We start from the raw sequence: 19,895 nt of genomic DNA on the forward strand, positions 1-19,895 counted from the left end.
NAGTGAATTATGCAAATCATGGATGTCACCTGGGGTAGAGCGGCCCGGGTCTGGTGGAGTATTTTCTGGCGTACTTTTCTGATCACAGCCCTGCTGGCTGTGGTGTTCGGCTTTCTCACCGGATTTCTGATCGCGCTTGCAGGACTGGAGGAAAAAAACCTACTCTGGTCTCAGGTAGTGGGCATTGCCTGTGCCGTTGTTGGCGGTATATGGGCAGTCAAAAAAGTGCTGGAGAAGGAATACCGTACATATCGTCTTGTGCTTATTCCATCAACCGAAGCCCAAATGCAGCAAAGCCTCGACAATTAATTCCTCGAAACTTGGGAGCGAGTGATATGGAAGATCCCAGAGTCTTTTTTGCCGCTGAGCGCACTTTGCTTGCCTGGCAACGTACCGGCATGATGCTGATGGCATTTGGTTTCGTTGTCGAACGGGCCGGTTTATTGCTGAAAGTTCTGGGTCAGAGCGATCCCGTCCATGAGTTCACCCTGTTCTGGCTGGGTGTGCTGTTCATGCTGTTGGGTGTGCTGACGGTTGCTATCGCTGTATTCCAGTTCTCACAGTTATTGCCGTCCTTTTCCGCGCTTGAACGGCCTGCTGGTTATCGTGTCGGTATTAGCCTGGGTCTGAACTTGCTGGTTGCGCTGGCTGGCCTGATGATGTTGTCGGTACTGATATTCCTGCGTTTTTGAAACGCGTCGCTTGCAAGGCCGGACTGTCGACCGGCATACTCGGTCATTCCACATGACAAGGAGGAAATCATGACTATTTCTTTAACCCCACTCATTTCTCTGATTGCCGGTATTCTGGTATTGCTGGTCCCACGGCTCCTGAACTATATTGTGGCTGTTTACTTAATTCTGATTGGCCTGGTTGGCCTGTTCGGCGGTAGCCTCAATATCACCCCTTGAATCAGATATCCTTCCCGACCGGAAACAATTTGTGCTGCGTTGTGTCAAGACCACTAGCAGTGCCTGAGACACTGTGAGTCACTTGCAAATCCAAATTATTAATAAGGAGGAAATGCATGAGACATTCAACTGTTTTTGCACTGATGATCCCATTTCTCACACCAGCAGCCATGGCGAATGAATCTCCCTTCAGTCAGGCTGACGATACCTGGGTCAACATGACCGGGACTGCGATCGAAACCGGACCGGACAGCTTTTATCTGGATTACGGTCAGGGCACGATTCTGGTTGAGATGGATGACTGGTCGACCGACGCCGATGCGGCGCCTATTTTCAATGGTGATGAAGTGCGTGTTTACGGCGAGATTGATGATGACTTTTCTGAACTCGCGACCATTGAAGCCGAATCCGTCTATGTTGAAAATCTCGGTGTTTATTTCTATGCCAACTCAACGGATGAAGAGAGCGCCAGGTTTACTAACACGGCCCCCATCATTGTTGGGCAGACTGAAGTTATTGGTACTGTCACCTCGGTAACCGGTCGTGAGTTTACGGTGGATAAAGGTAACCAGATGTTGACCGTCGATACGCTGGGAATGGACTACAATCCACTGGATGATCGAGGCTTTCAGCAAGTCGATGTCGGTGATCTGATCAGTGTCACCGGTAATATGGAAGAAAATATTATCGACACTATGGAATTGGAAGCGGATTCGCTTGTGATCCTTGATGAGCAAAGCTGATTGAGAGCACTTGATAACACACGTCCCGGTTTTTATCGGGATGTGTGTTGAATCTATTGTTGTCACTGCTCAGTAAGCTCGTCCTTCACTGGCTAGCAAATCATTCAGACGACGGGATTGCTTTTGTTTTCAACTATTATCAGTCATGACGAGCCCAGTCACTACAGCATAACCTTATGGGCGCTAGACATTGTAATAGGCAATGATTAGCTTGCGTCGAGGCTTATCTACAGGATTGGCGATATTAATAATAATTGGCTGATAAATAGCCTTATGGCACGGCTATACTTAGCTTGAGCCAAGCTTTCATTGCCCCTGAATCGAGTCTGACTAACCGCCGGAGCTTAAAGAGAACCTGGAGCCGGTCCCCTGAAATGTTGCTAAGGATAAGGGATGCATCCAACTGAATTGTTTGGGCTGAGTCTGGTGTTGCTGACGGCGGCCGCGTTGCCGACTTTGAGTACGCTCTTGGTGATTTCCAACACGATGTTACATGGCGTCCGTTCAGGCACGTCCACAGCAGTCGGCGTTGTACTGGGTGACTTATTCTGGTTGTCGCTGGCGCTTTCAGGACTGGCTGCGGCTTATCCTCTCCTGGCACGTCACTGGTTCCTGATCAAGCTGATTGCCGCAATAGGCCTTATATACCTGGCAATGCGACTCTGTCTCCACAAGCAACCGCCGGTGCGTTCAGAATATGATGGGGCTCAAAGCGGACGCGGATGGCTGGCCGGCTTTATATTGACATTAACCGATCTGAAAGCGGTGTTATTTTATCTGGCGATTCTGCCGGCCTTTGTTGACTTGGCCAATGTGTCTTCTGCAGAGATAATGATGATTGTGAGTGTCACTGTATTCAGTGTCGGTGTAAGTAAACTGTTTTATGTGCTTATGACAGCCAGGTTGAGAGCGACTCTGAATCTGAAGCACATGAAGTTTTTGCGTTGGACGGCAGCCTTTATTTTTCTCCTGATAGCCACCTCATTGTTAATTCAAAACTGACTCACCTGAAGAAACTTTGTTTCAGCTGGAAACTGGGTGTGAGAAAACAGGTCTGTTAAGCGATAATTGTCTATTTACAGCAGCATCAAAAATTCTATGAGTGAAACCAAGCAGACCGAACTGGACGAAATCATTTGTGATTGCAGTGGCACCACCCGTGGCAAGATTCTCAGTCTGATCGAGCAGGGTATTATCGATCCTGACACTATTTCCCGTAAAACCGGTGCGATATCCGGCTGCGGTTCCTGCGAGTGGGATATTGAGACTATCCTCGGCGAAGCAATTGCCCAGCTCTGATCATGACTGCTTCAGGTTTTCCAGATACAAGACTGTGGCACCCGCGACTGCGGCTGGAATGACCAGAAAATTTACTATCGGAATCATGGTTGCCAACATAGTGGCACCACCAAAGCCCAGCGCCAGCCCACGGTTGTTTCTCAGAATGTCACGTTGCTGACGAAAATCGAGCTGATGGTTGCCCATCGGGTAATCATGATAATCCAGCGCCAGTGTCCAGCTGGTAAAAAACAGCCATAGTGCCGGCGCGAATAAATTCAGACCCGGAATCCATGACAGAATAAACAGCGGAATGATCCAGACCAGCAGATAAGCGGTTTTACGCAGTTCATTGAAGATCATCTTGGGACTGTCTTTGAACATCTGCGACCAGGGCATTTCCGGTGGCGGTGTCCCAGCCACGTTTCTCTCAACCATTTCAGCCAGAATGCCGTTGAACGGGGCGGCAAGAATATTGGCGACTACCGAGAAGCTGAAAAACACAATAATCACCAGCAGCAATACAAACAATGGCCAGATGATCCAGGTCAGAACACTTTCCAGCCAGGCTGGCAGCCAGTCCGGCATCAATGCATCCAGCCAGCCGCCGAAATGCGATAGCCCAAACCAGATAGCAACACTGAACAGGATGGTGTTAATCAGCATAGGCAGATAGGCAAAGCGTCGAACGCCGGGCTGATTAATTAAAGAAAAGCCTCTTAACAGGTAACGTGCGCCTCGGACAATGTTCTGCATGATCACCTCGGATAGGATTGATTCATTTCCAGATTTGCGAAATGAAAAAAAGTCGCTAAAAAATCTGTCACTTAGTTTGCCACATAGCGCGAACTATGCCAGCTTTGCAGCGGTTGAAGTGATTTGAATAGCCTATGCATCGACTAGATGACAATGAGGGAATGATAAGCGAGGGTGTAGCAGGATCAACAAACCACCGGCACCTGATGGTGCCGGTAGCCACAAGGTTATATTGATTAAGGCAGGTGAACCGGGGTGGGTGGGATCCAGCCTTCTTTGCGATGCTCAGCGACCACCGTGGTATAAACACCGCCGCGCACATTGAAAATACCGGTGACACGCATAAAACGCGGGTCGCAGGCTGCGACCAGATCGTTCAGAATAGTGTTGGTCACTTTTTCGTGAAACGCACCTTCGTCACGATAAGACCACATGTAGAGTTTGAAGGATTTCAGCTCGACGCATTTCTCGTCGGGTACATAATCAAGCTTAATCGTGGCAAAATCGGGCTGGCCGGTTTTAGGACATAGACAGGTAAATTCAGGTGTCTCAATGTGAATGGTATAATCACGCTCGGGCGTGGCATTATCAAAGGTTTCCAGATGTTTGCTTGGTTGAGTGGACATGGACAATCTCAAATTGAAGTTAAACGACTATTATCTCTTAACTAAAAGATTAAATTAAGTGTTAGAAATCATCGTCCTCACTCTCATTGTTATTGTCGCTTTCATCGCGACCAGCTGGTATGCACATCAGCGCAGCCAGGAGCGGGCCAGAGCGTTCGAAAGAGAGTTGGAAATTGATGAGTCCCGCGAGGACGATTCTTTCCAGCAGCGCTTTGACGCACTTTTCGAGCAAGAGTTGCATGATGACGAGCAAACTTTTTCAGAACAGGAAAAAACGCGCCTGACTGACACTCCTGAAAGAGAACCCGATCTGTTCGATGAGCCGTCACCGAAAGTAGACGAATCCGCCCCTGCAGTGCAGCCTGAGAAAGAAGCCGAAGAAGAAAAACCCGACTGGGAAATGGTGGTCGCTTTCACTATTATGGCACCGGAAGGCAGAGCCTTTACCGGCCGTGCAGTCAAAGCCGCGCTGGAGAAGCATGATATGCACTTTGGTGACATGCAGATCTTCCACAAGCATGTTGCCGGCTCACGCAAGCAAATCCTGTTCAGCGTGGCCAATATTCTGGATCCAGGCACCTTGTTGCCGGATAAATTCGTCTCCATGACAACGCCCGGTCTGCTGATTTTTACCCGTCTGCCGGGGCCGGTTAACGGTCTGGCGCTGTTTGATGATTTGCTGGATACCGCGCAGGGCATCAATGACCAGCTGGGTGGCATACTGTGCGATGAAGCCTGGCAGCCCGTCAGCGACGATGCACTGGAAACCACCCGTAGCAAAATCCTCCATTACCAGATGTCAGCACAGGCAGAGAGCAGCCAATTTTCGAATGACTACTACAACTGAGTTTGAGCAACGCGCCGCAGAATTGCGCGAGCTTATTAATCACTACAATTATCTTTACTATGTCGCTGACAACCCGGAAGTGCCGGATGCAGAATATGACCGGCTGTTTCGTGAACTGCAGGAACTGGAGCAGGCCAACCCGGAGCTGCTGACAGCAGACTCGCCGACTCAGCGTGTCGGCGGCGAGGTGTTGCAGAAGTTCGCCGAAGTCGAGCATGCGATGCCGATGCTCTCGCTCGATAATGTCTTTGATCAGGACGAGCTGACCGCTTTTGATAAACGTGTGCGTGACTGGTTGAACACGGACCAGCCACAAACTTATGCGGCGGAACCCAAGCTGGACGGGCTAGCTATCAGCATTCGCTATGAGAATGGGGTGCTGGTGCAGGCCGCCACCCGGGGTGATGGCAGCCGGGGTGAGGATGTGACGGCCAATGTCCGCACCATCAAATCGGTGCCATTGAGATTACAGGGCGACAACATCCCGGCAGTAATTGAGATCCGTGGTGAAATTTTTATGCCCAAAGCCGGGTTTGAAAAGCTCAATCAAACACAGCTCGAAAACAATAAAAAAGCCTTTGTGAATCCGAGGAATGCCGCCGCCGGTTCTTTACGGCAACTGGATTCACGAATTACGGCCCAACGACCGCTGGATATCTATTGCTATGGCATCGGTTATCTTGAAGGCATGGAGCGGCCGGAAAGTCATTCAGCTTCGATGCGTCTGATTGAAAAAATGGGCTGCCGGATATCGCCTGAGCTCAGAACCCTCACAGGTCTGGCCGAATGTCAGGACTACATTAACTGGTTGGGGGAGCGCCGAGACAGTCTGCCTTATGATATTGACGGCGTGGTGTTTAAAGTTGACAGCACCGGGCTTCAGGAAAGACTTGGCTTTGTCTCCCGCGCGCCACGCTGGGCGATTGCCTATAAATTCCCGGCGCAGGAAGAAATGACGGTAGTCGAAGATATCGAAGTCCAGGTGGGACGCACCGGTGCCTTGACACCTGTCGCCCGGCTGAAACCAGTCTTTGTCGGAGGCGTCACGGTCTCCAATGCGACCCTGCATAATGAAGATGAGATTCGACGCAAAGATGTGCATATCGGTGATACGGTGATTGTCCGCCGCGCCGGTGATGTCATCCCGGAAATTGTCAAAGTCATTGAGTCAAAGCGTCCTGAGTCAGTGCGTGAATTTGTGATGCCGACACAATGTCCGATTTGTGGCTCTGATGTGGAGCGCGAAGACGGCGAAGCAGTGTCACGTTGCAGCGGCGGTCTGTTCTGCGCTGCCCAGCGCAAGGAAGCGATCAAACATTTTGCTTCCCGCAAGGCGCTGGATATTGATGGTCTCGGCGATAAACTGGTCGAGCAAATGGTCGACAGTGGCATGATCAAAAATCCGGCAGACCTGTTTCTGCTCAGTGCCGAAGAGATTGCCGGTCTGGAAAGAATGGGGCAGAAGTCTGCTGAAAATCTGGTCAATGCCCTGCAGGCAGCCAGGGAAACCCGCTTTCCACGGTTTTTATATGCTTTGGGGATCCGTGAAGTCGGTGAAGCGACGGCACGTTCTCTGGCCATGCATTTTCACGATCTGGATTCGCTGATGCAGGCCAATGAGGAAGCGCTGGTCGAGATTGAGGATGTTGGGCCGGTTGTAGCGCATCATATCGAGACCTTTTTCCAGCAGGAACATAACCGCGAGGTTATCCAACGTCTGCTGGAAGTAGGGGTCAACTGGCCTCAGGAAGAGCAAGGCAGTACCAGCTCGGTCGTGAGCGGTAAAACCATCGTGCTCACCGGGACGCTGGATAAAATGTCACGCAGTGAAGCTAAAGAAAAGCTACTGGCGCTTGGCGCCAAGGTGGCAGGCAGCGTCTCGAAAAAAACCGACTACGTCGTAGCGGGTGCCGAAGCCGGCTCCAAGCTGACAAAAGCTGAATCTCTGGGTGTGCCGGTTGTCGATGAAGACACCCTGATTGAATGGTTAACACAGGAATAATCTATGACAGCTGTTGCTGATGCGATCAAGAAAGTCGCCACGGGACCGCATTTAAGTAAAGATCTGAGCCAGGAAGAGGCCTATGCCGCGACCATGGAAATTTTGTCCGGTGAAGCAGATCCAGTGAGAGCGGCAATCTTCTTTATTGCGATGCGCATGAAGCGCGAAACCAACGAAGAAAATCTTGGCATTCTGCAGGCGCTGCAGGCGAATACCGAACAGCAACAGGCAGAAGTAGATGATTTGTTGATTTTTGCCGATCCCTTTAACGGCTTTAACCGCCACTGTCCGGTAACGGCTTTCCTGCCGGCGGTATTGGCGGCAGCAGGTTTGCCGACTGTCTCCCAGGGCGTGTATGAAATGGGGCCCAAGTTCGGCGTTACTCATGCCCAGGTGCTGAAACTGGCTGGTTACAACAATATTATTCAGGTGCCTGAAGCCACACAGGCGGTTAATCATGTCGATATCGGCTGGGCTTACCTGGATCAATCGGCTGCCAGCCCCCTGGTTTATGCCTTGCAGGCACTACGCACACAGATGATTAAACGTCCCAGCATAGCGACGTTGGAAAAAATGGTGATGCCGATAAAAGCCAAAGCCAGAACCCATCTTGCTATTGGCTTTGTTCATAAGGAGTACCCGGCCATTCTGGGCTGGCTGGCCAAGGCATTTGGTTACGATTCGGCCTTTATTGCCCGCGGTCTGGAGGGCGGTATTGTGCCAACCCTGCGGGAGGCTTCCAATAATCACCGCATGCTTGATGGTGACATGCAGGAATGTCGACTGGACCCGGCTGACTTTGGGATTGAGCAGGACACCCGCGGTGTTAAAGTGGATGACGAAGTCACGGCTGAGAGAACGCTGGAAGAGGGTATGCAGGCCCTGAGAGGTCAGACCGGTCCGGCATATGACAGTCTAGTCTATGGTGCCGCCATTGCTTTGTGGCATACCGGGCTGCAAGCTTCACAACGTCAGGCGGCTGACCACGTTCGCACTATTATCAATAACGGCAATGCCAAAGCACATTTCGAGGCTGCTATTCAATCATGATTTATCAACACACACTCACCTATAACAACCAGGGGCGCAGTACCAGCAACATCACCCGCGATGTGCAGCAACTGGTGTCAGAATCCGGCATTCAGACCGGTACCTGTCACGTTTTTGTGCAGCACACCAGCGCGTCGCTGATGCTCTGCGAGAATGCCGATCCGGATGTCCGCCATGATCTGGAAACCTTTATGCAGCATATCGTGCCGGATGGTGATCCCATGTTTCGTCATCAGGATGAAGGGCCTGATGATATGAGTGCTCATGTGCGCACTGTGCTGACAAATCCGGATCTGACTGTACCAGTCAGTGGCGGGCAGTGTGACCTCGGTGTCTGGCAGGGCATTTATCTGTGGGAACACCGCACCGATCCCCAGCGACGTCGCGTGATTGTCACGGTGCAGGGTGAATAAAGATGAGTGAATTTGAAGACGGCAGTGAAGAAAACTGGCCTCAGGACTGGGATAACGAGAAAAGTAAGACCCAGGTCAAAAAGGAGCTTCAGGCTCTCAGAGAACTGGGCAAAGAATTGATTAATCTGCCCAAAAGAGATCTGGACAAGCTGGATCTGCCTGAGGAGCTGCGTGAAGCCGTTGATGATGCGGGTGCAATGAGTAAAGGGGCATTGAAACGCCAGACCGGTTTTATCGGTGGGCTGATTGCCGAGCTTGATCATGTGTCGATTGAGCGTCAGCTTAATCAACTGAAACAACCGCATCAGGGGCAGGTGAAACAGTTTCATCAATTGGAAAACTGGCGGGACCGGCTTTTAGCTGGAGATGATGACGTTTATGGTGAACTGATCAACGAGTTTGATGCCTTTGATGTCCAGCATGTTCGCCAACTGGTCAGGAATGCAACTCGTGAAGCGAAACAGAATAAACCGCCGAAATCAGCGCGGCAGGTTTTTCAGTATCTGCAGGAACTGCAGCAGAATCACTGACGTGGCAGTTCGATAACAAAGCTCGCACCGCCCAGGCGTGAGCGTTCGAGGTTGATATTGCCTTCGTAGGCCACAATGATATCGCTGACAATAGCGAGACCCAGGCCCTGGCCTTCGGCCTGGGTATCAATGCGGTGCCCGCGTTTAATCACAAAGCCTTCAGCCCGTGCCGGGATGCCGCTGCCATCATCTTCGACACGGATGCGAACATTGCCATTTATGGTGGTGACAATCACATGAACTTGGTGTTTACAGTATTTGTAGGCATTCTCCAGCAGGTTGCCCAGTAGCTCATACATATCCCCTTCGTCGGCATGGATATAGGCATCGCGTTCGATTTCACACTGACTGCGGATAGTCTTGCTTTGATACACCTTGTCCAGACTGCTGGTGATTTTGTAGATAATCTCGCCCAGTGATACCGGTGCAAGCAGACTGCTTTTGCCTTCTGTGGAGGCACGTTGTAACTGATAATCAACCAGCGTACTGATGCGATCCAACTGTTCGTAGCCGGTTTTACGGAGTTGTTGCATATTGTCGCTGTTTTCCAGTTCACCCCGGAACACCGATAAGGGGGTTTTCAGACTGTGAGCCAGATCCGCCAGTGAGTGTTTGTAACGTTGTCGTCGCGATTCTTCATGGTCAAGCAGGGCATTGATTCGAAAAGTGAGCTGTTGCAGTTCCTTTGGATATTCATCATTGAGACGGCGGTGTTCTCCGGTTTCAATAGCATGTAAATCGATGGCTACGTCGTATAGAGGCCGAAGACTCCAGCGCAGTATAATCCACTGTGCAATCAGCAGCATCAGACCGGTACCGCCCAGCCAGTACCATAGACTGCGCTGAAAACTGGCGGTCTGTTCCTTCAGTACCTGCATATCCTCAGCCACATTAATGGTGTAGGCAATTTCCTTACCCTCATCGGTCTCCCAGACAATGCCAAATGCCAGGTTCAGCAGGCTCATGCCGGTTTCCATCTCGACGACGTGGTATTCCTCCTGGGACGGCTCTGGGGTGAACGGCAAAGCCAGGAAGTGGCCTATCGCCGACGGTGACTGCCAGACAATCTCGCCTTGTTGGGTGATTTGCGCATAGAGACCGGAATTGGGAATCGAAAACTTGGGTTCTGCCAGATCAGCCGACATCACCAGTTCACCAGAGGCATTGATATCGGCTGCAGTCAGCAGGGTGTAGACGTAATTCTGCAGACGTTTTTTCTGTTCATGCTCGGCGCTGCTTTCAAAAGCATTGTTAAGACTGACGGCGGATAATCCAAAGAATGCAGTTAGCACCAGGCTGACGGCTATCAGAAGTCGGTTGGAGAGGGAAAGCTTATTAACCACGTGGCAGATTCAGCCGGTAACCGCGACCACGTAAAGTTTCAATCGGGTTCAGAGCCTTGTCCGGGTCAAGTTTGCTGCGCAGGCGTTTAACAAACACTTCGATGACGTTACTGTCACGATCCTGATCCAGTTCGTAGATATGGTCGGTCAGTTCAGTTTTTGATATCACTTCACCGGCATGCAGCATCAGATAATGTAATAGCCGATACTCATAAGCAGTGAGATCTATCTTGTTGTCATCCCTGGTGACTTGCTGCGTGCTGGGATTCAGACAGATGGGGCCACAGCAGATTGTCGCGTTCGCCCAACCTGAAGCCCGCCTGGCCAGCGCATTGAGACGGGCCAGTAACTCTTCGAAATGAAAGGGTTTAACCAGGTAATCATCAGCACCCGATTCCAGTCCTTCCACCTTGTCCTGCCAGCGGCCGCGGGCGGTCAGAATCAGTATCGGGTAATCAAGGCCTTGTTGACGCAGTTGTTGGATCACCTCAATGCCGGAAAGTTTAGGCAACCCCAGATCAATAATGGCTACATCATAAGTGTATTCAGTCCCCATAAACAGGCCTTCTTCGCCGTCTGCGACCGCGTCGACAGTCAGGTTCTGATCGTTTAATTGTCTGGTGATTTGCTCACGCAGATGGATTTCATCTTCTATCAGTAAAACGCGCATGCTGTCTCAGGGAAGGGTATGACCGCTATCACGGTCGATACGGTGAACTTTTACTTTGCCATTGTCGTGGAGCACTTTGACCCGAAAAATCAATTGATCGCCGTTGGGCTGTTCCTCTACAGAGAGAATTTTGCCACCGGTTTCGATTTTAGCCAGTTCCGCTGCTGTATGCTTGGTCAGTGGCAGTGTGATTTCGTTGATGATATTCCCCGGTTGCTGTTCATATGGGATGGCGTCATCGGCATGAACAAACGAGCCCATCAGCAAACTAAACAGCAATACACAGCGAAACTTAAACATGGGATTACCTTATCATTATCAGCCGTATTTTTAACAGCATCTGCTGTTAAAGCAAGTCCGGACAGTCACTCACTATTGTCCTGGATTGGTTCATTTCATTTTTTCAGGTTTTACGGCATCAATTGCGCCATCCGCCCGGGCTTTAAGATAGCTATAAATATTGTCCCGACCCTGCATCACAGACTGATTTGATTGCCAAGCCGGCATCATCCCGATTCGACCGGTTTTGCCCTCGGCTACTGTTTTCATAAACTCTTCATAAGTGATTTTATTGAGGCTTTCTGCCAGATTAGGCCCAGCCAGCCCCTGGCCGTAAGTACCGTGACAGCGTGCACACCAGTTGCGGTAGAGCTTGAAACCATTATAGGTATCGGCATCCAGTTTGTTGCCATTGGTAACCGTATAGGGTCTAGGACCCGCGGCTAATACCGGGAGGGCGGATAGGTAAGAAATGGCAACGCCCAGTGTCATTGTCAAAAGCAGTTTTTTCATAATAATCACCTCAATAATTAGCAACGAAGCGGTTCAAGCTGACTCGCGCGGCATGGAGTCCATCATGGTGGTGCTAACGCAACCATCATCCGGGTCACTCATTGTATTAAGCATTCTTTTTTGCCGAGCTTATGCTCTATACACTCCATCAGAGCCGTCGGGCAATCTATGCACCATGAACATCCTCGCATTAACCTGACCACTCTTCGAGAGAACACGGGTTATGCCATTGGCGATAGCGCTGCTGTAAAACAGCTTGTGTCAGGACCGTGTGGCTGGGTATTCCTCATATCCAAGTGCTGCACTTTTTACCGTTTCGATTGGGTAGGCCGGTTCCAGAACGGACAAACGGGCCATACCTCTACAGGAATAAATCCGATATTTACGATCATCGCGATCTGTGGTTCCACCTGCTGACAGGAATTTGGAAGCGGAAGCCGCAGTGATACTTTTCATAACATAGACCCACGTGTGACAGTGTCTGGAAAAGATTAACAAGCGATAACTGAACCATCACTGAATAATGAGGGCTTTTTCCCAACAAATTATTTGCTAAGTTGTGAACTGGCTCACATGTTGAACTGTGTCACATATGATTTACTGTGCAAACCTGTGACAGAGTTCACAAGTACGAAAAAAGCGAAAATTGAGTCTGGAGTATCATTGACTACTAAAATCAGCATGAATAAGGATGTCCGTGCCGTTGAAGCGACCGCTTTCGATCCCATGCGGTTGCAGCTCCTGTTACAGCAAGGCCCCATTGCTATCATCACTAATCTGATTGTCAGCTCGCTGACGGCTGTGATTTTGTATCCTGCCGTTAATCAGCCGTTGTTACTCTGGTGGTTGGGTGTTGCACTTGTCGTCAACAGCGGAAGGCTATGGCTGTGGCGAATCCTGCGTAACAAAAGTGCAGAGCAGCTTGTTCAGGAAACCATTCAGGCGTACGAAAATCACTATGCCATAGCCCTCTTTGTCAGTGGCTTGATTTGGGGATCATTGGGCCTTTTCTTCCATGCAGAACTGCCCCTGACACAACAAATGACCATACCGCTGGTTGCCTGCGGTATGTCCGCAGGTGCCGTTTTCTCATATCTCAGTAGTTTGCGGAGTTTCTCTGCGTTTGTTCTGCCCCTGTTGCTACCAGTTTGTCTTAGCATTTTTTCGGCAGGCCTATACACCGTGGCAATGATAACGCTGGTTTATCTGCTTGCCATCATGCTGCTGGCTCGTAACCTCAATCATAAAATGCTTGAAAGTTTGAGGTTACGCCATGAAAACCAATCATTAGTCAGCCACTTGTCCGATATTAACCGGAAACAGGCAGAACTACTGAGCGAGCTACGCGCTAAGGAAACCTTTTTGATGCACACCTTTGAAGATGCGGGTGTGCCTATGCTTTTAATGGATAAAAGCTTTGTGATTCTGGATGTGAATAAGGCCGGCTGTGAGTTGTTCGGTTTTGACAAAACCAAATTGCAGGGTAAACACGCCATTGAGTTATTGCATCCTGATGACAACGCAGAAATCAGCTCATAGTTCAAAAAGCTGCTTGCATATGAAATCAGACAATATCGAGTCACCCGTCGTTGTATCAGTCGTCATGGAGAAACGCTATGGCTGAACTCAACCATTTCGGCAGTGCGCGGTGAAGATAACGAGATAGAGTNTGTGGTTATCCAGGCGCAGGACATTACCGAGCAGTATCTGCTGAGCAACGATCTTCAACATCAAGCCCTGCATGATGCCATGACCGGCCTGCCCAATCGCCGGGCGCTGGAAAAACAGATACAGGCGGTACTGTCCCAGCCATTGCACACAGGTTACGTACTTTGTTATCTCGACCTGGACCAGTTTAAGGTGATCAACGATACCTGTGGTCACATTGGCGGTGATGCGCTGCTTAAAGAGGTAAGTCAAATACTTCGCAAGGGGTTGAGAGAGCAGGATACGCTGGTGCGCTTCAGTGGCGATGAGTTTGCGATTCTGATGATAGATTGCTCGCAGGAACAGGCACAACGTATTCTCGAAAACCTCCTGGAACATATTCGCACATTCAGCTTTGAGTATGAAAATCATACCTTCAAAGTTTCTGCCAGTATGGGGCTCGTGGTTGTAGATGAAAACAGCACGCTTGTTGAATTGCTTAAACAAGCCGACAGTGCCTGTTATGCAGCGAAAGAAGCGGGACGTGATCGCTTGCATATATTCAGTGAGACGGATTCTGATCTGGTGCAACGCAGTGGTGAAATGCGCTGGGTAGCGCGCATACAGCAGGCATTGAGAGATCATCGCCTGGTGCTTTACAGCCAGCCTATCCAGGCTCTGCATTCGCGCAATAAAGGCAAGTCACATTGTGAGTTGTTGATAAGAATGCTCGATGATGACGGTAAAATTATCTCCCCGGGGGCGTTTTTACCGGCTGCGGAACGATACAATCTGGCCGCCGCCATTGATATGTGGACTGTGGAACACGCGTTATCGCGCCTAAAAGCAGCAAGTGCTGCAGGACGTGATATCAGTGGTATTTATGCGATTAACCTGTCAGGACAGTCACTCGGTGATGGTCGGTTCTATGAGCGAATTATTCAACTTATCATCGATGCGAGACTCAGTGATCATGATGTCGTTTTGTGTTTTGAGGTCACTGAGACAGCGGCTATTACCAATATGCGTTCGGCTTTGCACTTTATTAACGAACTGCGCCAGATTGGCTGTCAGTTTGCATTGGATGATTTCGGCAGCGGCCTGTCGTCATTTGCCTACCTAAAACAACTGCCGATTGATTACCTGAAAATCGATGGCATGTTTGTCAGAGACTGTGTGCACAATACGGTGAATCTGGAAATCGTCAATTCCATCAATGGTATCGGGCAGGTGCTGGGCCTGAAGACGGTAGCCGAATTTGTCGAGGATGAAGCCACGCTGATCAGTATGAAGCACATTGGCGTCGACTTCGTGCAGGGCTATCTGATTGCTGCTCCTCAGCCGTGGGAAGTCTAGATCAGCACTGCTGCCACTGTTTCTCAAGACGTTTGGCACTGATTGGATAGGCCGTTTTCAGCTCCTGTGCAAACAGAGAGATCCGAAATTCTTCCAGCATCCAGCGGTATTCATAGAAAGCCTCGGTCTCGATCTTGTTCACCTTGCTGATAAATTTCTGCCAATGCGGTTTGACCTCAGCCATGCGCTGCCGGTCTTTGGCAGGATCAGTCAGTAATTTATCGAGACGGATACCCGCTGCCTGGCAGTAGACCGGTAATCTTTTCAGCGCTTCATCCGGGGTGTCGTGGACAAAACCCTGATAGACCAGAAAACCCAGCTGTTCCCTGATGTCATTAACTGCGTTGATAGCCGCCAGCGGGATATTGCTGCCCAGACGCTTGGCGATGGCATGATATTCAGCCAATGGCGATGCGATGTTCTGTGCCAGTTCCGATGCAATTTTGATTAAATCGCCACGGCGACTGTTGAGTCGCTGTTCAAATGCTTCGCGGCTGCGAATGGCTGCCTGCTCAAGAATAAAGCAGCGATCAAAGGCAACATGAATCAGATCAGTTTTCAGTTGCTCGCAGGGAGTCAGCCTGCTGTTGGTTTTATCACCGTAGGGAGAAGGCGGCACATTGGCATAATGCAGGCACATCTCCTTAATACCGGGTAGGTTCTTGTGCAGGTATTTCACCGCATCGGCCTGTGCCAGCATGAACAGGCGGCGCAGCCCCAAGCGGGTCAACTGACGGGCCTGGGCGGCGGTATCCATCAGCGTCAGATCAACACTGTCTGTCTTGTCGATCAGGGCAGGATAAGCGGTCATTTCCAGACCGTTCTGCTCCAATGTAATTTGTTCCGGCAGCGCGTCAAAAGACCAACTGGTCAGCCCGGTTTTTTCATATTCACTGTCCGGAATCTGGCGGAAACTGGCAGCCGCTTCACGAGCCCAGTCTTGTTTCAGGCGATTTAAATCACGGCTTTCATCCAGCAGTTTGCCATCATCATCGACCAGCCTGAAATTCATCTGCAGATACAGTGGTAACTCGTCGGTACGCCAGTCTTTTTCATCAATTTCGACACCGGTCAGCTTGCGCAGACGTTCGCTTAAGGCCGGAAGCAGGGCACCGGATTCAGGCGATAAATCTTTAAGGCAGTCATCGGCATATTTCGGTACCGGGATGAAGTGACGGCGTAAAGACTTGGGCAGCGCTTTGAGCAGGAAGACAATCTTATCGCGGAGCAAGCCCGGCACCAGCCACTCATAGCGTTCGGCACTGGTTTGATTCAGCAGCGACAGGGGAATTGTCTGGGTGATACCGTCATGCTGTTTACCCGGTTCGAAGTGATACTCCAGTTTGAGCGGCACCCTGTTGACCAGCATCTGATCAGGATAATAATCGGCGGTGACCTGTTCCGCCTCATGCTGCATCAGCAGTTCCTTGCTCAGAAACAGCAGTTTGGGGTCGTCTTTTTCAGCCTTTTTACGCCATTTTTCGAAGCCGGCGCCATTGATAATGTTATGGGGGATGCGGCTACGGTAGAAATCAAACAGAATTTCTTCATCCACCAGTACATCGCGGCGGCGGGATTTCTGCTCCAGCAGTTCGACTTCCTGAATTAGCGACTGATTATGGCGGAAGAAGGGCGCCCGGCAATGCCAGTCGCCATTGACCAGGGCTTCACGGATAAATATCTGATTCGCGAGATCCGGGTCCAGCGGACCATAATGCACACGACGACGGGTGACAATCGGCAGGCCATAGAGCGAGACAGATTCGAAAGCCACCACCTGGGCTGGCTTCTTTTCCCAGTGCGGATCACTGTACTGGCGTTTGACCAGACTGCCGGCGATGGGCTCGATCCATTCCGGTTCAATCTTGGCATTGATGCGGGCGTAAAGCTTACCGGTCTCGACCAGTTCTGCCGCCATCAGCCATTTGGGACCTTTTTTATGCAGCGCTGAGCCCGGGAAAATACCCAGTTTCAGGTTACGGGCACCGGTGTATTCGAATCGGTCAGTTTTTACGGCAATGTGGCTTAGAAGCCCGCTGAGCAAAGCCTGATGAATACTGTCATAGGCTGCTTCCTGCGTATTGAATTTGAGCTTGAGTTCAGAAAGCTGAATATGCAGTTGCTGGTGAATATCATGCCACTCGCGCAGACGCAGGAAGGAAAGAAAGTTTTCCTTGCAGTACTTACGCAGTTTGTTCTGGCTCAGGTGTTTTTTCTTGTCGTGATACAAATCCCAGAGCTTGAGAAAGCCGATAAAGTCGGAGCGTTCGTCTTTGTATTTAGAGTGCGCTTCATCAGCGGCCTGTTGTTTGTCCATCGGCCGTTCGCGTGGGTCCTGAATACTGAGCGCACTGGCGATCACCAGCACTTCAGTCAGGCTGCCGAGATCTCCGGCTTTGAGCAGCATTCTGGCGATTCTGGGATCTATCGGTAGTTTGGCCAGTTGTCGACCGGTTTCTGTGATGCGTCGCTGACGATCGACTGCATCCAGCTCATCCAGCAGACGGTAGCCATCATTGATCATCTTCTGCGGCGGCGGGTTGATGAACGGGAATTTAGCCGGGTCGCCCAGTTTCAAGGCTGACATCTGCAAAATCACCGACGCTAGGTTGGTACGCAGAATTTCCGGGTCGGTAAAAGCTGGCCGGGCTTCGAAGTCTTCTTCATCATAGAGCCGGATACAGATACCGGCAGCGACACGACCGCAACGCCCGGCACGCTGGTTGGCACTGGACTGGGAGATTTTCTCGATGGGCAGGCGCTGAACTTTGTTTCTGACGCTGTAGCGACTGATACGCGCATTACCAGGATCCACGACATAGCGTATGCCGGGCACAGTCAAAGAGGTTTCGGCGACATTGGTGGCGAGAATAATGCGACGCTGCCCGCCGGTTTTGAATACCCGGTTCTGTTCAGCGGCCGATTGTCTTGCAAACAGCGGCAGGATCTCGGTTTGTGGTGGATGATGCTTACGTAAAGCTTCAGAGACATCACGGATATCCCGTTCGCCGGCAAGGAATATCAGCACATCGCCCGGGCCTTCCCGGCAGAGTTCATCCACGGCGGCAACGATACCTGACACCATGTCGTAATCGGGCGATTCTTCATCCGGCGTCTGTAGTGGGCGGTAACGGATATCGACCGGGTAGGTGCGGCCACTGACTTCAATGACCGGCGCATTATCAAAATGTTTGGAAAAGCGCTCAGTGTCGATGGTGGCTGAGGTGATAATGACTTTCAGATCCGGGCGCTTGGGCAGCAGTTGTTTGATATAACCCAGCAGAAAGTCGATATTGAGGCTGCGTTCATGGGCCTCGTCAATGATCAGCGTGTCGTACTGATTGAGAAACTTATCATTCTGGGTTTCTGCCAACAGAATCCCGTCGGTCATCAGCTTGACGTAGCTGCGATCGGCGTTGACGTGATCGTGGAAACGGACTTTATAGCCAACGGTCTGACCAATTTCCGACTGCAATTCTTCAGCGATACGGGTGGCGACCGTGCGGGCTGCGATACGGCGGGGCTGAGTATGGCCAATCATGCCGGTCACGCCACGGCCGAGCTCGAGGCAGATTTTAGGTAACTGAGTGGTTTTACCGGATCCGGTTTCACCACAGAGAATGATCACCTGATTGTCAGCAATCGCCCGTTTGACTTCTTCGCGGCGCTCGATAACCGGCAAATCGGCCTCGAACGTAGGCTTGGGAATGTTCTGCCGGCGCTTTTCTGCCCGCTCAACCGAGGCTATGACCTGCTGCGCCAGAGCAGCGAGCTTGTCCTGATTTTGCTCTTTTTTCAATCGCTGCCAACGCTGAGTCAGACGGTGCCTGTCACTCAGCATGGTCGATTCTAGCAATGTGTCGAGATCGGGCGTCTGGTTACTCACAATAGAAACGCAAAAGCGTTTATTTTACAGTTTCCAGGCCAGCGACGCAGTATATTTAAAGTCATTGTTGTTAATGCCTTCTTCGGTGGCCGAGTCGTATTCGTTGAGTAAGCCCAGTTTGAGGGCGACTCCGACGTAACTGTTGAGATCAAGCACCCAATCGAGCGAGGTCAGGTTACGATACTCGGAGGTATCCCGCAGACTGGGGTAAAAGCTGTTTGCAAACTCGATTTGCTGGTAGTCATTCACCTTCCACTGGGTTTCCAGGCCGATCAGACCTTCCGGGGTGAACTCTTCTCGCTGGCCGCCAAAAGTCTGATTGAAACCGAGACCACTGCGGCCCAGCAGCATCCAGTTTTCGGTTTTGGCAAATTCATAGCCGACACCACCGTTAGCGTTGACGCGCAAATCCCAGTCTTTGAACTCATCCCAATCAACACGCCCACCGGCGAAATGAAACCAGGGCGTCGTCGGCCGCAGCCAGTCACGGTTAATAGAGGAAAAGAAACTGTGATCCGAGAGTGCCTCTTCGGACTTGGCGCGGAAATAGGCGCTCTTGTGCGAAATGCGGGTGTAGCCACTGTCATAATCGGCACTGAAACCGATGTTGACCTGATGATTTTTGGATTTACCGGCACTGCCTGCAATGCCCAAATCTACCCGACGCTTCCAATTCACCAGGACGCCGCTGCCAAAAAGTCCGTTATCTTCGTTGTCAGCCGACTGCTCTGTGACGGTATCGGCCACGTCTACCGTCTCACTTTGCTCGGGGAGTGCGGCTGTTTGTCTGACTGCCATCACCTGATTTTTGTCGAGCTTAAGTTCGCCGAGGACAGGATGGCTGATCAGGATGTGTGCCTCAGTCTGGCTGAGGATCTCAGCGCTAAGTTGATCACCATTGATGAGTTCTATCTGAGACGGTGCCGCCTGCAGCGGAAAGCTCAGTAAGAAGAGCAACAGCAGCGCGGTTGATAGGATAGAAAGCCATTTAAAAGACACGGATAAGTTCCTGTAAAGAAATAAAAAAGGCAACGTCAAATGACGC

Annotated in this window: 21 protein-coding genes and 1 pseudogene; 13 read left to right on the plus strand and 9 right to left on the minus strand. The window is 50.7% G+C overall.

Annotated elements, in window-relative coordinates:
* Positions 1–9 precede the first annotated feature (9 nt).
* From OMQ46_RS01465 to OMQ46_RS01490, 6 genes are all read left to right on the plus strand, one after another.
* Positions 10–309, plus strand: coding sequence for a hypothetical protein (locus tag OMQ46_RS01465; RefSeq protein ID WP_266235238.1), 300 nt, complete (start codon positions 10–12; stop codon positions 307–309).
* Between the two features lie 26 nt (positions 310–335).
* Positions 336–692 (plus strand): YidH family protein, encoded by a 357-nt coding sequence (locus OMQ46_RS01470; RefSeq protein ID WP_266235240.1) that lies wholly within the window; start codon positions 336–338, stop codon positions 690–692.
* A gap of 69 nt (positions 693–761) precedes the next feature.
* Complete coding sequence (locus OMQ46_RS01475) at positions 762–911, plus strand: DUF3096 domain-containing protein (protein ID WP_266235241.1); 150 nt, start codon at positions 762–764, stop codon at positions 909–911.
* 116 nt (positions 912–1,027) lie between these two features.
* Positions 1,028–1,654, plus strand: a complete 627-nt coding sequence (locus OMQ46_RS01480; RefSeq protein WP_266235244.1) for a hypothetical protein — start codon at positions 1,028–1,030, stop codon at positions 1,652–1,654.
* A gap of 393 nt (positions 1,655–2,047) precedes the next feature.
* Positions 2,048–2,656, plus strand: a complete 609-nt coding sequence (locus OMQ46_RS01485; protein ID WP_266235247.1) for a LysE family translocator — start codon at positions 2,048–2,050, stop codon at positions 2,654–2,656.
* A gap of 96 nt (positions 2,657–2,752) precedes the next feature.
* Positions 2,753–2,953: a (2Fe-2S)-binding protein gene (locus OMQ46_RS01490; protein WP_266235248.1), complete on the plus strand. Its 201-nt coding sequence runs from the start codon at positions 2,753–2,755 to the stop codon at positions 2,951–2,953.
* On the opposite strand, the gene cysZ is transcribed toward OMQ46_RS01490, so the two are convergent.
* Together cysZ and queF are read right to left on the minus strand one after the other, a co-directional pair.
* Positions 2,954–3,688 carry a sulfate transporter CysZ gene (gene cysZ, locus OMQ46_RS01495; RefSeq protein WP_266235249.1) on the minus strand — a complete coding sequence of 245 codons (735 nt, stop codon included), beginning with the start codon at positions 3,686–3,688 and terminating at the stop codon, positions 2,954–2,956.
* A gap of 236 nt (positions 3,689–3,924) precedes the next feature.
* A complete protein-coding gene (gene queF / locus OMQ46_RS01500) occupies positions 3,925–4,314 on the minus strand; it encodes a preQ(1) synthase (protein ID WP_266235250.1) in 390 nt (129 codons plus the stop codon).
* A gap of 58 nt (positions 4,315–4,372) precedes the next feature.
* Between queF and OMQ46_RS01505 the strand changes: the two genes are divergently transcribed.
* Genes OMQ46_RS01505 through yjgA form a run of 5 tightly spaced genes read left to right on the plus strand, consistent with a single transcriptional unit; the run spans position 4,373 to position 9,156 of the window.
* The gene (locus OMQ46_RS01505) at positions 4,373–5,161 is read left to right on the plus strand and encodes a cell division protein ZipA C-terminal FtsZ-binding domain-containing protein (RefSeq protein WP_266235251.1); all 789 of its coding nucleotides are present in this window, start codon (positions 4,373–4,375) and stop codon (positions 5,159–5,161) included.
* Entirely contained in the window at positions 5,145–7,163 is a 2,019-nt protein-coding gene (gene ligA, locus OMQ46_RS01510) for an NAD-dependent DNA ligase LigA (protein WP_266235252.1), read from the plus strand. Before OMQ46_RS01505 ends, ligA begins: the two co-directional genes overlap by 17 nt.
* A gap of 3 nt (positions 7,164–7,166) precedes the next feature.
* The gene (locus OMQ46_RS01515) at positions 7,167–8,213 is read left to right on the plus strand and encodes an anthranilate phosphoribosyltransferase (protein ID WP_266235253.1); all 1,047 of its coding nucleotides are present in this window, start codon (positions 7,167–7,169) and stop codon (positions 8,211–8,213) included.
* Positions 8,210–8,626, plus strand: a complete 417-nt coding sequence (locus OMQ46_RS01520; protein ID WP_266235255.1) for a secondary thiamine-phosphate synthase enzyme YjbQ — start codon at positions 8,210–8,212, stop codon at positions 8,624–8,626. Before OMQ46_RS01515 ends, OMQ46_RS01520 begins: the two co-directional genes overlap by 4 nt.
* Before the next feature lie 2 nt (positions 8,627–8,628).
* Positions 8,629–9,156 carry a ribosome biogenesis factor YjgA gene (gene yjgA, locus OMQ46_RS01525; protein WP_266235257.1) on the plus strand — a complete coding sequence of 176 codons (528 nt, stop codon included), beginning with the start codon at positions 8,629–8,631 and terminating at the stop codon, positions 9,154–9,156.
* Here yjgA and OMQ46_RS01530 read toward each other — a convergent pair.
* The 5 genes from OMQ46_RS01530 to OMQ46_RS01550 all read right to left on the minus strand — a co-directional run bounded on the left by OMQ46_RS01530 (position 9,150) and on the right by OMQ46_RS01550 (position 12,417).
* Positions 9,150–10,499, minus strand: coding sequence for an ATP-binding protein (locus OMQ46_RS01530; RefSeq protein ID WP_266235258.1), 1,350 nt, complete (start codon positions 10,497–10,499; stop codon positions 9,150–9,152). The genes yjgA and OMQ46_RS01530 overlap by 7 nt on opposite strands.
* Entirely contained in the window at positions 10,492–11,169 is a 678-nt protein-coding gene (locus tag OMQ46_RS01535) for a response regulator transcription factor (protein ID WP_266235260.1), read from the minus strand. The genes OMQ46_RS01530 and OMQ46_RS01535 overlap by 8 nt, the downstream gene beginning before the upstream one ends.
* A 6-nt stretch (positions 11,170–11,175) precedes the next feature.
* Positions 11,176–11,469, minus strand: coding sequence for a PepSY domain-containing protein (locus OMQ46_RS01540; RefSeq protein WP_266235262.1), 294 nt, complete (start codon positions 11,467–11,469; stop codon positions 11,176–11,178).
* A 90-nt stretch (positions 11,470–11,559) separates the two neighbouring features.
* Entirely contained in the window at positions 11,560–11,961 is a 402-nt protein-coding gene (locus OMQ46_RS01545; protein WP_266235263.1) for a c-type cytochrome, read from the minus strand.
* Positions 11,962–12,222: 261 nt separating this feature from the next.
* Positions 12,223–12,417, minus strand: a complete 195-nt coding sequence (locus OMQ46_RS01550) for a hypothetical protein (protein WP_266235265.1) — start codon at positions 12,415–12,417, stop codon at positions 12,223–12,225.
* A gap of 270 nt (positions 12,418–12,687) precedes the next feature.
* Between OMQ46_RS01550 and OMQ46_RS16610 the strand changes: the two are divergent.
* Positions 12,688–13,656, plus strand: a pseudogene (locus OMQ46_RS16610) (PAS domain S-box protein); the annotation flags it as partial.
* Positions 13,633–14,964, plus strand: coding sequence for an EAL domain-containing protein (locus tag OMQ46_RS16615; RefSeq protein WP_266235268.1), 1,332 nt, complete (start codon positions 13,633–13,635; stop codon positions 14,962–14,964). The pseudogene OMQ46_RS16610 and the gene OMQ46_RS16615, both read left to right, overlap by 24 nt.
* A gap of 1 nt (position 14,965) precedes the next feature.
* Here OMQ46_RS16615 and hrpA read toward each other — a convergent pair whose 3' ends face one another.
* The gene (gene hrpA / locus OMQ46_RS01565; RefSeq protein ID WP_266235270.1) at positions 14,966–18,850 is read right to left on the minus strand and encodes an ATP-dependent RNA helicase HrpA; all 3,885 of its coding nucleotides are present in this window, start codon (positions 18,848–18,850) and stop codon (positions 14,966–14,968) included.
* A 24-nt stretch (positions 18,851–18,874) separates the two neighbouring features.
* Positions 18,875–19,849 (minus strand): DUF481 domain-containing protein, encoded by a 975-nt coding sequence (locus tag OMQ46_RS01570; protein WP_266235272.1) that lies wholly within the window; start codon positions 19,847–19,849, stop codon positions 18,875–18,877.
* Positions 19,850–19,895 lie beyond the last annotated feature (46 nt).

It is taken from the genome of Methylophaga sp. OBS1 (assembly GCF_026319365.1).